Origin of the sequence: Streptomyces sp. SBT349 (assembly GCF_001083795.1) — a bacterium.
GTDB lineage: Bacteria > Actinomycetota > Actinomycetes > Streptomycetales > Streptomycetaceae > Streptomyces.
Genome location: NZ_LAVK01000211.1, coordinates 1 through 13440, shown reverse-complemented (window position 1 = coordinate 13440; position 13440 = coordinate 1). Strand labels below are relative to the sequence as shown.

Annotated in this window: 17 protein-coding genes; 7 read left to right on the top strand and 10 right to left on the bottom strand. The window is 70.9% G+C overall.

Annotated features, from left to right (window positions below):
- Together ADY01_RS23145 and ADY01_RS23140 are read left to right on the top strand one after the other, a co-directional pair.
- Positions 1-463, top strand: a 463-nt coding sequence (locus ADY01_RS23145) for a DUF4234 domain-containing protein (RefSeq protein ID WP_234320366.1), incomplete at its 5' end; no start/stop codon positions are given.
- Between the two features lie 44 nt (positions 464-507).
- Complete coding sequence (locus ADY01_RS23140; protein WP_049577053.1) at positions 508-759, top strand: hypothetical protein; 252 nt, start codon at positions 508-510, stop codon at positions 757-759.
- Positions 760-847: 88 nt separating this feature from the next.
- On the opposite strand, the gene purH is transcribed toward ADY01_RS23140, so the two are convergent.
- Both purH and purN read right to left on the bottom strand, forming a co-directional pair.
- On the bottom strand, positions 848-2431 hold the full coding sequence (gene purH / locus ADY01_RS23135; RefSeq protein ID WP_049577042.1) for a bifunctional phosphoribosylaminoimidazolecarboxamide formyltransferase/IMP cyclohydrolase: 1584 nt from the start codon (positions 2429-2431) through the stop codon (positions 848-850).
- Positions 2428-3066, bottom strand: coding sequence for a phosphoribosylglycinamide formyltransferase (purN, locus tag ADY01_RS23130; RefSeq protein WP_420715736.1), 639 nt, complete (start codon positions 3064-3066; stop codon positions 2428-2430). Before purN ends, purH begins: the two co-directional genes overlap by 4 nt.
- A 159-nt stretch (positions 3067-3225) precedes the next feature.
- Here purN and ADY01_RS23125 point away from each other — a divergent pair, with 159 nt between their 5' ends.
- The gene (locus ADY01_RS23125; RefSeq protein ID WP_049577037.1) at positions 3226-4029 is read left to right on the top strand and encodes a hypothetical protein; all 804 of its coding nucleotides are present in this window, start codon (positions 3226-3228) and stop codon (positions 4027-4029) included.
- Between the two features lie 3 nt (positions 4030-4032).
- Here ADY01_RS23125 and ADY01_RS23120 read toward each other — a convergent pair whose 3' ends face one another.
- A complete protein-coding gene (locus ADY01_RS23120; RefSeq protein WP_159001362.1) occupies positions 4033-5508 on the bottom strand; it encodes a DUF6350 family protein in 1476 nt (491 codons plus the stop codon).
- 106 nt (positions 5509-5614) lie between these two features.
- Between ADY01_RS23120 and ADY01_RS41350 the strand changes: the two genes are divergently transcribed.
- Positions 5615-6229 carry a sigma factor-like helix-turn-helix DNA-binding protein gene (locus ADY01_RS41350; protein WP_053171121.1) on the top strand — a complete coding sequence of 205 codons (615 nt, stop codon included), beginning with the start codon at positions 5615-5617 and terminating at the stop codon, positions 6227-6229.
- A 61-nt stretch (positions 6230-6290) separates the two neighbouring features.
- Here ADY01_RS41350 and ADY01_RS23110 read toward each other — a convergent pair whose 3' ends face one another.
- From ADY01_RS23110 to ADY01_RS23080, 7 genes are all read right to left on the bottom strand, one after another.
- Positions 6291-6623: a hypothetical protein gene (locus ADY01_RS23110; RefSeq protein WP_049577032.1), complete on the bottom strand. Its 333-nt coding sequence runs from the start codon at positions 6621-6623 to the stop codon at positions 6291-6293.
- 16 nt (positions 6624-6639) lie between these two features.
- Positions 6640-8121: a WXG100 family type VII secretion target gene (locus ADY01_RS23105; protein ID WP_159001360.1), complete on the bottom strand. Its 1482-nt coding sequence runs from the start codon at positions 8119-8121 to the stop codon at positions 6640-6642.
- An 86-nt stretch (positions 8122-8207) separates the two neighbouring features.
- Positions 8208-8402 (bottom strand): DUF397 domain-containing protein, encoded by a 195-nt coding sequence (locus ADY01_RS23100; protein ID WP_420715735.1) that lies wholly within the window; start codon positions 8400-8402, stop codon positions 8208-8210.
- Positions 8403-8406: 4 nt separating this feature from the next.
- Positions 8407-8601: a DUF397 domain-containing protein gene (locus ADY01_RS23095; RefSeq protein WP_049577026.1), complete on the bottom strand. Its 195-nt coding sequence runs from the start codon at positions 8599-8601 to the stop codon at positions 8407-8409.
- Between the two features lie 114 nt (positions 8602-8715).
- Complete coding sequence (locus tag ADY01_RS23090) at positions 8716-9423, bottom strand: helix-turn-helix domain-containing protein (RefSeq protein ID WP_234320365.1); 708 nt, start codon at positions 9421-9423, stop codon at positions 8716-8718.
- A gap of 168 nt (positions 9424-9591) precedes the next feature.
- Positions 9592-10155: a peptide deformylase gene (locus ADY01_RS23085; protein ID WP_049577024.1), complete on the bottom strand. Its 564-nt coding sequence runs from the start codon at positions 10153-10155 to the stop codon at positions 9592-9594.
- Positions 10152-11120 (bottom strand): helix-turn-helix domain-containing protein, encoded by a 969-nt coding sequence (locus tag ADY01_RS23080; RefSeq protein ID WP_049577022.1) that lies wholly within the window; start codon positions 11118-11120, stop codon positions 10152-10154. Before ADY01_RS23080 ends, ADY01_RS23085 begins: the two co-directional genes overlap by 4 nt.
- A 104-nt stretch (positions 11121-11224) precedes the next feature.
- Between ADY01_RS23080 and amcB the strand changes: the two genes are divergently transcribed.
- From amcB to ADY01_RS23070, 3 genes are all read left to right on the top strand, one after another.
- Entirely contained in the window at positions 11225-12454 is a 1230-nt protein-coding gene (amcB, locus tag ADY01_RS23075; RefSeq protein WP_199826288.1) for a cyclophane-forming radical SAM peptide maturase AmcB, read from the top strand.
- Positions 12451-12624: a multiple cyclophane-containing RiPP AmcA gene (amcA, locus tag ADY01_RS39260; RefSeq protein ID WP_159001358.1), complete on the top strand. Its 174-nt coding sequence runs from the start codon at positions 12451-12453 to the stop codon at positions 12622-12624. Before amcB ends, amcA begins: the two co-directional genes overlap by 4 nt.
- A gap of 65 nt (positions 12625-12689) precedes the next feature.
- Positions 12690-13370 (top strand): pentapeptide repeat-containing protein, encoded by a 681-nt coding sequence (locus ADY01_RS23070; protein WP_049577019.1) that lies wholly within the window; start codon positions 12690-12692, stop codon positions 13368-13370.
- Positions 13371-13440: the final 70 nt, after the last annotated feature.

The following is a 13440-nucleotide window of genomic DNA, read 5'->3' as shown; positions in this document are numbered from 1 at the left end:
GCAATCCCCCGCCCCGTACGCGCAGCACCCGCCCATGCACCCCGGGATGCCGATGCAGCCGGTCGGGTTCGGCCAGGCGATGCCCACGCGCGGTCCTGGCGTCACCTGGCTGCTCTCCATGATCACCTGCGGCATCTACGGCCTGGTGTGGTGGGCGAAGATCCAGGGCGAGCTGAACCGCTTCGACCCCAGGATCCAGGTCAACCCGGGGCTCAGCGTGCTGGCGTTCATCCCGGGCGCCTACCTGCTGATCCCGCCGTTCGTCAGCACCTACAACACGGGCAAGCGGATCGCCCAGGCGCAGCGCTCGGCCGGGCTGCCCGAGACGTGCAGCGCGGGCCTCGGCTCGGTGCTGTCCATCCTCTTCGGGGCGTACATCGTGTACTACCAGTCCGAGATCAACAAGGTGAACCAGCAGTACCAGTCGCCCATGGAGGGCACGCAGGTCCCGCTGGTGGTCTGAGCGCCTGCGGGCGCCCGCCGGGCGGGACTGGTGGAATGTCCGGCATGAGCGAGAGGTACTCCACCTTCACCGCCCCCCGCGGCGGGGTCATGACCGAGGAAGTCGGCGTCATCACCGGCGAGCTGGAACTGCACACCGACGCGGGCGCGGACGGCGAGCTGGTGATGCGGGTCCGCTACGCGGGGGCCGACGAGTGGTACACCCCGGGCGGCGGCCGGCACCGGCTGCACGACCCGCGCGACCACGAGGTCGTGCACGACGTGCTGATCGCGCTGCTGCACCGCCCCGAGCCGTGAACGCGCCGCCGCCGTACGCGCCTCGGGGCGCGTACGGCGGCACGGCGGCGTCGGGCGCGCGGGCCGACGTGCGGGTCGGGCGTGCGGGTCAGTGGAAGAAGTGGCGCGTCCCGGTGAGGTACATGGTGATCCCGGCCGCCTCGGCCGCCTCGATCACGGCCTCGTCCCTGACCGAACCCCCGGGCTGGACCACGGCCTTGACGCCCGCCTCGGCCAGCACCTCAAGGCCGTCGGGGAACGGGAAGAACGCGTCGGATGCCGCGAACGCGCCCGCCGCCCGCTCGTCCCCGGCCCGTCGCACCGCCAGGCGGGCGGAGTCGACGCGGTTCACCTGGCCCATGCCCACGCCGACGGTGGCGCCCTCGTTCGCCAGCAGGATCGCGTTGGACTTCACCGCGCGGCAGGCGCGCCAGGCGAACGCCAGCCCGGCGAGGTCCGCCTCGGACAGCGCGGGCCCCGCGGCCAGCCGCCAGGCGGCCGGGTCGTCGCCCTCGCCCTGGAACCGGTCCCTCGCCTGCACCAGCGCCCCGCCGTCCACCGGCCGGTACTCGGTGGCGGCGGCCGGGGGCTCGGGGCAGAGCAGCACGCGGATGTTCTTCTTGCGGGCCAGCGCCTCGACGGCGCCCTCCTCGTAGCCGGGGGCCACGATGACCTCGGTGAAGATCTCCGCGACCTGCTCCGCCATGGCCACCGACACCGGCCGGTTGACCGCGATCACGCCGCCGTAGGCGGAGAGCGGGTCGCAGGCGTGCGCCTTGCGGTGCGCCTCGGCGACGTCGGCGCCGACCGCGATGCCGCACGGGTTGGTGTGCTTGATGATCGCCACGCACGGCGGCTCGTGGTCGTAGGCCGCCCGGCGGGCGGCCTCGGTGTCCACGTAGTTGTTGTAGGACATCTCCTTGCCGTGCAGCTGCTCGGCCGCGGCCAGGCCCCGGCCCGTGCCGTCGGCGTAGAGCGCGGCGGCCTGGTGCGGGTTCTCGCCGTAGCGCAGCACGCGCTCCAGGCTGAACGTGACGCTGGTGCGCTCCGCGAACCCCCCGGCGTCCGCCGCCCCTTCGGGGGCCTCCTCCGCCTCCAGCCGCGCGAACCACCCGGCCACCGCCGCGTCGTACTCCGCGGTGTGCGCGAACGCCCGCGCCGCGAGCGCCCGCCGCTGGGCGAACGTGAACCCGCCGTCCGCCACGGCCTTCAGCACGTCCCCGTACCGCGCGGGGTCCGTCACCACGGCGACCGACGCGTGGTTCTTGGCGGCGGCGCGGACCAGGGAGGGGCCGCCGATGTCGATCTGCTCCACGCACTCGTCGACCGAGGCGCCCGACTCGACGGTCAGCCGGAACGGGTAGAGGTTCCCCACGACCAGGTCGAACGGCTCGATGCCCAACTCCTCCAGCTGCGCGCGGTGGTCGGCCAGCCGCAGGTCGGCGAGGATGCCCGCGTGCACGCCCGGGTGCAGGGTCTTGACCCGGCCGTCCAGGCACTCGGGGAAGCCCGTCACCTCCTCGACCGGCGTGACCGGCACCCCGGCGGCGGCGATCACCGCGGCCGTGGAGCCGGTGGACACGATCCGCACCCCCGCCGCGTGCAGCCCGCGGGCCAGCTCTTCGAGCCCGGTCTTGTCGTACACGCTGACCAGCGCGCGCCGGATGGGCCGCGTCGTCTCTTCGGCGGTCACGGGATCAACACCTTCCGTCCCTCGATGCGGTATCCGTCGCGGGCCAGCCGGCCCACGACCTCGACGAGAAGCCGTCGTTCCGCGTCCTTGATGCGTTCGTGCAGGGTGGCCTCGTCGTCACCCGGGAGGACCTCCACCGGCTCCTGCGCGATGATCGGGCCCGAGTCCACGCCGTCGTCCACGAAGTGGACGGTGCAGCCGGTCACCTTCACGCCGTGGGCGAGCGCGTCGCGCACCCCGTGCGCGCCGGGGAAGCTGGGCAGCAGCGCCGGGTGGGTGTTCACGAAGCGCCCGCCGAACTTCGCGAGGAAGTCGGCGCCCACGATCTTCATGAACCCGGCCGAGACCACCAGCTCCGGGTCGAACGCGGCGACCGACTCGGCCAGCGCGAGGTCCCAGTCCGGCCGCTCGTCGTAGTCCCTGACCCGGTGGACAAACGTCGGCAGCCCGGCCCGTTCGGCGCGGCGCAGACCCTCGATGCCGGGGCGGTCGGCGCCGACGGCGACGATCTGAACCCCGTAGGCGGGTCCCCGCTCGGCCACCGCGTCGAGCAGTGCCTGGAGATTGGTCCCGGAGCCGGAGACGAGGACGACGACGCGCGCCGGGGTCGGATGCTCGGGGGGAGCGGCCACGATCGGGGTCTTTCTTCCGTTGGAGGCTTGAGCCGCAACGATACCGGCACGCCTCAGTCCCCCCGTGCCCCGGGACGGGCACGGCCAGGTACGGTCGAAGGCACCGGCGCCAACCCGCCGTGCCGATGAAGGAGATTCGACGACCACGATGACGGACCGACGATGACGGACCGACGCCGCGCCTCCGGTCAGCAGGACCGGCCGGACGAGAAGGACAACCCCTTCGCTCCGCCACCCGAGGGACAGCCCGACCGGCCGTGGCAGCCGCGTCACCCGGGCGGAGCCGACGGGAACGGCGGCGCCGGAGGGGACGGGCCCGGCGGCGAATCCGGTGGATCCGGCGCATCCGGTGGGTCGGGCGGCGGCGAGCAGGACGACCAGCGGCAGCGCTGGGGCAGCCAGTGGAGCAGGCGCCAGCCCAAGCGGGGCAGGGGCGGGTTCGGGGAGCCGCCGTCCGACCCCGAGCGCCGGCAGAAGGGGCCGGGCGGCGGCTCCCGCTGGGACCCGTCCGACCCGGGGCAGCGCCACGCGCGGTACGCCGTGCTGGCCGGGATGTGGGGTGTCTTCAGCGGCCTGCTCGGCTGGGAGTGGCTGGCGCTGCTGCTGGGTGCGCTGGCCCTGTACTGGGGCGTCAGCGCGCTGCGCGGCGGTCCGCGTGAGCCCGCCGAGCCGAGGAACCGGCGCTTGGAGGCACTGGAGGGCAAGCCCGCGCCGCAGCGGCAGCCGCCCCCGCCGCCGCCCGGCGCGACCCCCGTCCGGGGGCCGCGTCCGCAGTTCGCCGCGGCGGTCTCCGGGATCGTGCTGGCCTCGGCGGCGCTGCTGATCGTGGCCGCGACCTACACCGTTCAGCTCGTCTACAAGGACTACTTCGACTGCGTGGACGACGCCCTGACGACCCCGTCCCGGCACACGTGCGAGCAGCTGCTGCCCAGTCAGCTCCGGCCGATCCTGGGCGAGCAGGACTGACGCTCAGGGGCGGGTCCTCTTCCCGTCGGTGAGGTCGGTGACCTCGGTGACCTCCGTCACGTCGGTGAGGTCGGTGACCTCGGTGATGTCGGGGACGAGGGCGCCGGAGTTCTTCCTCAGCGCCTCCCAGCGGGCGCGGCGGGCGACGGTGGTGTGCCAGGCGTCGTCGTGGCCGCCCGAACGGCGGCGCCTTCCCGTCCCCTTCTTCCGGTGCCGCCTCCCGGGCCGGGGGCTCGTCCCCCGCCCGCCCCGTCCGCCCCGCCCGTTCCCCGCGGGGCGGGCGCCGAGGGTGACGAGGGCGCGGATCCACCCCGCGCGGCGCAGCCGCCAGAGGCGGAGCGCGAGCGCCAGGGGGACGCCCAGGAGGGCGGTCCAGGCGAACGCGGCGGGCGCCACCAGCCACGGTTCCGGGCCGAACGCCGCCAGCGCGCCCGTGCCGAGCGGCCCCCCGGCGAACGCGGCCAGCAGCCCCAGCACGGCCCCGGTCCCGCACGCCGCCAGCGCCACGGTCAGCGCGGTCCCCGGCCAGCCCGACGCGGTGCGGCGCTCGCCCGGCACCGGCACGGCGGCGTTGGCCGCGTACGCGGCGGCGGCCACCACCCCGCTCGCCGGGACGATCGCGGTGAACGTCCACAGCACCCAGTGGCCGGGCGCGCCCGAGGGCAGCGCGGCCAGCAGCGGGAACCCGGGCAGCGAGGTGGGGTCGCCGGTGAACGCGAGCGGCGAGACGGTGGCGCCCGACCCCGGCGTGAAGCCGGGGCCGAGGCCGTAGGCGGCGCCCCACACGGCCGCGTTGGGCAGCAGCGAGACGGTCAGCAGGAGCACGGCGAGGCGCCCGGGCCAGTCGGCGCTGAGGTGCCCGAAGCCGTCCTGCGCGGTGGGCGCGTTCAGCATCAGGCCGCCCGCGGCGAGGAGCGCCCCGGCCGCGCAGTAGCCGACGGCTCCGGCGAGGGCGATCCGCGCGGCGGCGAACAGGCGGCGGGTGTCGAACGCGGCGGGCAGCCGGGCGCGCAGCCACTCCGGCGGCCCGGTGACCGACCAGGCCCCGGCGAGGGTGGCCGCCAGCGCGAACACCGGCACATGGGCGGCGGCGCTCAGCGCGTCGGCGCGAACGGCACCGGGGAGCGTGAACAGGACGGCGCCGGTGGCGGCGACGAGGTAGCCGCCGGTGGTCCACAGGGCGGCGCGGGCGGCCTCGGCGGGCTCGGGGCGCCAGTCGGCGGCGCGCACGGCGCGGAAGAGGAGCCAGGCGGGGAGCGCGGAGAGCAGCAGCGGGGTCAGCCCGACGGGGGATCCGCCGCGCCACAGCGCGGTGCCGTGTGCCAGCAGCCAGAGGTCGGCGGCGATGCGGAGGGCGCCGTCGGCGCCGCTGTCGGGATAGGGCGAGAGGGTCCAGAGCAGGAGGACGAGCGCGGCCAGACCGCCGAGGCCGAGGCCCGCGGCGAGAAGCCCTTCCGAAACGTGTCGCACGTGTCGCACGCGGCCATGCTGCCAACAACGCCCGGCAGGCGGAGGTAACACGATTTCGCCGTGGTGTCGCCCACTATGGATTTATGTACCTTTTTACATACTTCCGGGGGAACCGGTGAACGAGGGGCCCGCGGCGGCGTTCGACCGGCTCTACGCGGTGCACGCGGTCTCGCTGGTGCGGCAGACGTTCCTGCTCTGCGGGCGGCGGCGGACGGCCGAACGGGCGGTGGCGCGAGCGTTCCACCTGGCCTGGGAGCGCTGGCCCGAGGTCGCGGTCGACCGGGACCCGGCGGGGTGGGTGCGGGCGGCGGCGTACGAGTGCGCGCTCTCCCCCTGGCACGAGCTCCTCCCCCACCGCCGCGGGGGCGAGCTGCGGGAGGTGCCGCCCGAGGACCGGCCGCTGCTCGCGGCCCTGCTGAGCCTGCCGCCCAGCTACCGGCGGAGCCTGGTCCTGCACGACGGCGTGGGCCTCGGCCTGCCGGAGACGGCGGCGGAGAGCGAGGCGTCGACGTCGGCGACGGCATCCCGCGTGGCCCGTGCCCGCGAGGCGCTGAACACCCCCGACCTGGCCGCCCGCCTGAGCGCGATGGCCGGCGCCCGACCGGTCCGCCCACTCCCGGCGGTGGCGATCAGGGCCGCCAGCGAACGAACGACCCGCCGCGTCACACTGGCCGCCCTGACCGTGATCCTGTCCTTCGCGACCCTGGTGACGGCGGCCTGCCTGTGGTGAGCGGCGCCTTACGCGAAACGAGTGCTGCCGCCGTTCTCGTCGGTGTGGCCGAGGCCGCGTATCAGCCGTAGAACTTCGTGATCTTCTGCGGCGGCGCACCCTCCTTGAGCCAGCCGCGCCTGATGTTGCCCGAAACGAGCGCGAACTCCTCCCGGCTCATCTCGGCGGCCTCGCTCTCGGGTTCACCCTCGGCCGTGGACGGCCGCATCTGCCCATCATCAAGGGACAGACGCATATCCCCCGACGGTTCGCCCTCGGAAGTGGACAACACGACATGTCCGCCTTCCGTGTCGAGCACGAGGAAGGCGAATCGCTCCCCGCCATCCATGATGATGCGGTAGAGATGCGCATCCTGGGCGCTGCTGAGTAGTTGGGCATGGAATGACATCATCATCGCGGGGAGCTCTCTCTCATCGGCGCCGCTGGAACCCGGACCCGTCACGGGAAGCGGCCTCGCCGTCCCAGGCCAGGCCGGCGTCGATAGTCGCCGCATGGGCTTCGCTGTAGCTGGGGTTGCCTGTGTCGCGCATATGGTTCGACTCGTGCAGTTCATGGCGTAGCAGGGTGATGTCTTCGGGGTGCGGATTCCCCTCCTGGAGACGCATCCATGCCTCCGCCATCCTCGGGTTGGAGTTGAATCTGGCCATCTCTGCCGGTACGCCGTAGTCGACATAGCTGTCCAGCAGATGCTCCTCCTCGAATACATGAGACTTGATCTGCGCTATCTCGTCGCGCGAGAAGCCGTATTCTGCCACGTTGGCGGCAATATCATCCACGTCGTCTGTGGCTCGAATGGAGTCGTAGGCTTCGTCGGCCCAGGCCGAGTCGAAGTCGTCCTCGCCGCGCGTCGGGCGAACCTCACCTCCGGTCTGCCGTCCCGGTGGGAGAACGTCGTCAACTCCACGACGGAGCCCGCTGGCCATGTCGCCCAGTCCGCCGCGCGCGAGGCCCCGTAGCCCGGCGGCGAGGCCGCCCAGCGTCGTCAGCCCCTTCATGCCGGGGATGCAGTCCAGCGCCGCCATGGCGACGTCGAACAGGGACGCCTGGCCCCTGGCGTATTTGATGAGGGTGTCGGCGAGGACGATGAGGGCGGCGGCCAGGACGACCCAGGCCAGCGGGCCGCCGATGATCATCACGACGACGCCGAGGACGGCGACGACGAGCTTGGCGATGTCGACGATGGTGTCCCAGTTGTCCACCACCCAGTCGATCGCGTCCTCCCACCAACTGCGGTTCTGGATACCGGCGTCGGACGCCTCCTCGATGTCCTGGGCGCAGATCCGGGCGGCCTCCTCGCGCATCTCCCGGGCCTGCTGGGCCAGTTCGCGGGCGGCGTTGAGGTTCTCCTGCGCGGCGGCCACCCGGCCCTGCGCCGCCGACGCGGCGGCCTCGGCCGCCTCGTGATCCCGCACCGCCGAGCGCACGTCGGACTCCGAGGGCGGCTCCGGGTCCTCCCTCTCCTCCTGGAGACGCTCCGCCTCCTCGCCCGCACGCCCCACCCAGTCCTCCGCACCGGACAGTTCGCTCTGCGCCGCCTGCAAGTCCGCCTGCGCCGCTATCGCCCGGTCCAGCGCCCGGTCCGCCTGCGCCTGCGCACGCTCCAACTCCGGCCAGTACCGCCCCAGCGCGTCCGCCGCCATGTCGTAGGAGTCCCGCAGCTTCGTAAGATTCCCCGGAACCCCGTCGAACTCCGAACGGAACGCGTCCGCCGACAGCCCCGACCAGTCCTGCATCGCACGGTCCGACGCCATCCCCCGGATCTTCCCCAGCGCCTCGCCCACATCGTCGGCGAACGTCTGCAAGTCCTCGGACAGCGTGCGAACTTCCTCCGGATTCCCCGGAGTCGGATCGGAGTCCATGTCCACCGGACTCCAGTCGGATGCACGCACCACAGCGACCCCCCATGCCTGACGCCCGTTCTGCCCCAGGATGACGTTACCGCCCGGTTGTCCCCACGAGCAACGGAACCACTGACGCGTCAGCGCCGAAGCTGGGCGACGAACGCGTCCCAGGCATCCGCCGGGACGAACAGGACGGCGCCAGCGGACCTCTTGCTGTCCCGCACGGGCACCACACCGAGGACCCCCTCCGCGACCTCAAGGCACTCGCCGCCGTCGTTGTTGCTGTAGCTCGACACGCGCCACCGCGCGTCACGCAGGCCGGAGAGGTCCAACGCTCTACCCCCGAAGGGAGTCGATGAATGCATCCCAGGCATCCGCCGGGACGAACAGGACGGCGCCAGCGGACCTCTTGCTGTCCCGCACGGGCACCACACCGAGGACCCCCTCCGCGACCTCAAGGCAGTTGCCGCCGTCGGCATTGGTGTAGCTCGACCTGCGCCACCGCGCGTCGCGCAGGCTGGAAAGGTCCATCAGGAGTAATCCTCCATGATCTGCCGGATGAAGGCCGCCGATTCGCGAGGGCGGAGTGAGTACGCCCGTACCTCATCGTAGAGCCTCTGGCGCTGGACGACCTCGTGCGAATCCTCAAACAACTGCCCCGAAAGGCGGCCCTCTTCCCAGGCGGCAGTCGTCATGGAACTTCAGCAGCGTCATCGAGGTGTTCATCATCAGGCCGTGCGCCCCGTGAGAGAAGGGGAGCACCTGGATCTTGGACTGCGGTGTGTCCACCAGGGCAAGCAGCCGGGCCAGTTGCTCCCGCATGACGTCTGGGCCGCCCACCGGCCGCCTGAACACGGCCTCGTCCAGGACGGACCAGATGTGCGGTGGGTCGGAGGCCCGTAGTTTTTCCTGACGTCCCATCCGCGCGGTGACAAGTTCCCGCCGTTTCTCCTCGGTGAGATTCGGCATGGCTGCATGGAGGGCGCGGGCGTAGCCCTCGGTCTGCAACATGCCCCATACCGCCTGGGAGCTGAAATCCTCCATGTAGTGGGAGCGTTCGGCGAGTTCGAGGAACCGCTTGTAGCGGTCCGGCGGGATCTCCTTGCGCACCAGGAGCCACAGGCGCACGAAGTGTCCGTCCGTCTGGAAGAGTTCGTCGAACGCCTCCGACAGCCCACGCGGCGCCATCGACTCCGCCACCTCGATGCGTGCCAACTGGCTCTTGCTGCTCGGCACATGCTCCGCCAACTGCACCAGGGACAGCTTCGCGTTCAGCCGATGCCGTCGCAGATCCGCCCCGTAGAGATGCCGCACCGACCGATCAGGCGTCAGCTCCTGCGATGTGAACGTCATGGCCCTCCTTCGCCCCGACGTCACCGCGCAACGGTATCGCTACGGTGGGTAGTTGGAGCGGCTCGCTGTCCCAGGCTCCGGGATGGGACGGGAGAGGTGATACGCAGGGACACTGCGGAGGCCCCCGTGGGCAGGTCACCCCTGGAACGGCCTCACGGCTTCTCTCCCCTACTGGTACTCCCAGGCCCGCCCCGTCCGGCGGTATCGCTCCACCGGGATGGGCTCCACGCCGGGGCCCATCCGGTCGGTGTAGAGGATCCCCTCAAGGTGGTCGATCTCGTGCTGAACGAGCCGGGCCGGGCCGCGTTCGTACACCGTGGAGACCGTACTGCCGTCCTGTGCGGTGGTCTCCACCGTGACACACAGGGGGCGGGAAACCATGCCACGGACATCGAAGAACGACAGGCACCCCTCGTACTGCTCGTCACTCTCGTCGGAGCGTGCGGTGATGCGGGGATTGATCAGCACGATGGGGCCGGTGCCCGCGGGTTTGACAACGGCGACAGCCTGCCCGAGCCCCAGCTGCGGGGCCGCGAGCCCCATGCCCTTCCCGCTGAAATCATGCGCGGTGGCGATCCGTTCCATCGCGGCGAACAGTTCCCCGACGAGCCACTCCGCGTCTTCACGCTCCGCCGGCAACGCCAACGCCTCCGCGCGCACGGCCAGAATCTCGGCTCCCCGCTGGACGACGCCGATGTCCCGCATCCGCTGACTGGGTGGCACCTCGATCACCTGGGTTCTCCCTGACTCGACTCGAATTCGGGCCCGGCCCGGAACCTCCAGCCAAGACGGTAGCGGGCATGCAGGGAGGGATGGGTCGTGGACCACGAGAAGACAAGCGTCTCGCCATCTCGACGGCAGTGCGGCGCTGTCCTGAGAGGTATGGCCTCGGCGGTCATGGAGGTCTCCGTGCCCCACACCACCGGATCGAGCGCGGCTGGGAAGGCCGCGTGGACTTCGAGGCGCTCCGTGGGCAGCCGGACTGCCCGCTGGAACCACCGACCCCACTTGTGGGCACTGACACGGTAGGCGTACTCGATCCAGACCGACTCGCCCGGGTAGAGCGGGAAACGTCCGTCGGCGTTCTCGAACAGGAGCCAGACCTCTTTGAAGGCGTCCCAGTCGTGCTTGGCCTCCCACAGCATTCTCTCGCCGCAGCAGGCGGCCGTCAGTCCGAGCTCCTCCCAGGTCAGTGGGTACTGCCGGTGATGTGCGTTGGAGCGCTCGGGCTCGCCGGGGTACCGGTCCACCGAGATTCGGATCAGGTAGCGGGTGATGGGCTCGCTCCCCGTGTTCCGCACAAGCCTGCGCATGGCGAGCTGGTAGGTCGTCCCGTTGAAGTCCAGGCGGGCCGCGTCGTGTTCGACCAGGAGAGCGGAGCCGACGGCATAGGGCTGTTCGGTCCGCCGAGGGACCGCGGACTCGGAGGCGCGGGACCGGTTTTTGGCCGCCTCGAAGTCGCGCCACCGCCTCCAGATGGACGTGCCCGCCTTCAGTGCCTCGTCGGCGAGACGCGCGAACTCGCCTGTCGGGCGGTGACGACCCGACTCGATGTGGCTGACATAGGAGGGGTCGAAGCCCATCCGCTGGGCGAGTGCCCGTTTGGACAAGCCCCGGACTTCCCGCCAATAGGCGACCTCGGCCGCGAACGCCTCAGCGGCCTGCTCGATGGCGGCAATGTCTGTCTGCGTCCCCACGTAAGTCCTCCAGCAGGCTCTCGTACGTGAACGGATGAGTGAACCGTTGAGTGAGCACGGTTCAGCGTTCCGTCACGGCCGCCCACAAGGGTTGGCTTCCCTCTATGACGCGTGTCCACCCGGCCGGAGGCACCAACCCCGGCCGCAACGAATGGGTACAGGGCCCGGGCGAGCCGCATGAGGGGACTCGGAGCGACACCACAAGCGCGTACAAGCGCTGGATCGGCGATCTGCCACAGACCGTCATCGTCCAGCCGACCAGTTTCTGCAATCTGGCGTGCACCTACTGCTATCTGCCGGACCGGAACAGCCGACGTCACATGTCTGTCGACGTCGCCACGGCCATCGCGCGGTCCGCCGAGGCGCTCACGGCAGCCCCCGAAGGGCGGCGCCTCGACCTCGTGTGGCACGCCGGTGAGCCCCTGGCAGTCGGCATTCCCCGTATGGCGGAACTGGTCGCGCCTTTCGATCAATTGAGGCAGCAGAACAGAGTCCAGCACTCCGTACAGACCAATGCCACCCTGATCACGGAAGACTGGTGTTCGTTCCTGACCGGCCACTCGTTCCGAGTGGGTGTGAGCATTGACGGGCCCGACGCGATGAACGCGCAGCGGGTGGACCGGCGAGGGCGCACCGCCCTGAACCGGATTCTGCGAGGCATCTCTCGACTGCATGAGGCGGAAATCCCGTTCTCGGTGATCGCCGTCGTCACAGTCGAGAGCATGAGGGAGCCGGACACGCTGCTCGACTTCCTCGCAAGCCTCGGCTGTCACACCATTGGCCTGAACATCGAGGAGCGCGAGGGCGTCAGCACGGTTCGCATCACCCCCGGCATGGCGCGGGCCGCTGAGTTCTGGCGCCGCACGATCGCCTGGAGCCGCCGCAATCCGGGCGTCCCCATCCGTGACCTGGTACGGCTGGGTGACTACCTGCACCTGGCACGCACCGGGCGCCTGGACCGGTGGGCCGCCCAACCCCACGATCCCCTTCCCGCGATCTCCAGCACCGGCGAGGTGGTGCTCCTCTCGCCGGAGCTGGCGGGGATCAAAGATCCTCGTTACGGGGACTTCCGGGCCGGCAACGTCCTTCAGGGATCTCTGGTCTCCATCCTCTCCCGCGCTCACCGGCTCCGCTACGTACGGGAATTCGTGAAGGGCCTGGAAGCGTGCGAAGCGACGTGTGAGTACTTCGGATTCTGTCGAGGAGCGCCCGCAGGCAATCGCTACTTCGAGCACGGCCGCCTCGACGCCACCGAGACGGACTACTGCCGAGCCTCGCGGCAAGCCCTGATCACCGCCGTGTCCGACATCGCTCGTGAGGAACAACGCGCATGACCCTGCTAGAACTGCTGGCAACCATCGAATCTCCGGTGATCAACGACCTCACCACCGACCGCGACGATCGAGGCACCGCACACACATTCAACAATCAGCCCACCTGGGACAACGTCGGAAACGACTTCGACAATCGCCCCACCTGGGATAACTGGAACAAGAAGGACTAACCGCCGGTGGCAGGCCGCCCTCCGACGCGCTCTGCCACCTCGATCTCCTCAAGAGGCAGCATCACATGGACAGCCGCACCTTCGGTCGCAGCACGATCGATCTGCCCGTGCTCGACAGTCCTGATATTTCTCTCTCCCCCGTCTCCTCGCTGGAGGGTGGGCGGGGGGGCGTTCAGGGCTTCCGTTACGGGGAAGTCCGTCTTCGGGAGCTCGATCTGGCTGATGTCCGGCTGGTCACCGGCCGTATCAGTGGCCTGGTCGCCGAGCGGGTGCGGTTCGAGGAGGTCGGGATGGATTCCGTCGAGTTGGACGGGTGTGACCTCGGCGGTCTCGGGTGGTCGGGGGGCAGGCTCTCCCGGGTCGTCTTCCGGGGGTGCAAGCTGATGGGCGCCGCGTTCGGGCAGCTCCGGCTGGACAGCGTTCTCTTCGAGGACTGCAAGCTCGACTACGCCAGCTTCGACCAGGTACGGGCCGGCGGGGCGCTGGGGTTCGTCCGGTGTTCGCTGCGCGAGGCCGCTTTCGAGCGCTGTGATCTGTCCGGAGTCCACGTCGAGGGGTGTGACCTGCGGCTGACCGAGTTCGGTGGTGGCACCTACCGCGACGCCGATCTGCGGGGCAATGACCTGGCCGAGGTGCGGGGGGTCTGCGCACTCAGCGGGGTCATCATCGACCGGCCGCAGCAGAGCGAGCTGGGGCATGCGCTCATGGCGGAGCTGGGCATCGTCTTCGGCGACACGCTGGGCTGAACGACGACGCCCGCCCCTCCCCCGGGTCGGGGGCGGGCGTCGTCGTTCAGCCCAGCGTGTCGCCGAAGAC

What these genes read in the sequence shown, in the direction of transcription:
- ADY01_RS23140 (WP_049577053.1), top strand. Translation starts at nt 508, where the DNA reads ATGAGCGAGAGGTACTCCACCTTCACCGCCCCCCGCGGCGGGGTCATG.
- ADY01_RS23125 (WP_049577037.1), top strand. Translation starts at nt 3,226, where the DNA reads ATGACGGACCGACGCCGCGCCTCCGGTCAGCAGGACCGGCCGGACGAG.
- ADY01_RS23110 (WP_049577032.1), bottom strand. Translation starts at nt 6,623, where the DNA reads ATGATGATGTCATTCCATGCCCAACTACTCAGCAGCGCCCAGGATGCG.
- ADY01_RS23095 (WP_049577026.1), bottom strand. Translation starts at nt 8,601, where the DNA reads ATGGACCTTTCCAGCCTGCGCGACGCGCGGTGGCGCAGGTCGAGCTAC.
- ADY01_RS23090 (WP_234320365.1), bottom strand. Translation starts at nt 9,423, where the DNA reads ATGACGTTCACATCGCAGGAGCTGACGCCTGATCGGTCGGTGCGGCAT.
- amcB (WP_199826288.1), top strand. Translation starts at nt 11,225, where the DNA reads ATGACGCGTGTCCACCCGGCCGGAGGCACCAACCCCGGCCGCAACGAA.
- amcA (WP_159001358.1), top strand. Translation starts at nt 12,451, where the DNA reads ATGACCCTGCTAGAACTGCTGGCAACCATCGAATCTCCGGTGATCAAC.
- ADY01_RS23070 (WP_049577019.1), top strand. Translation starts at nt 12,690, where the DNA reads ATGGACAGCCGCACCTTCGGTCGCAGCACGATCGATCTGCCCGTGCTC.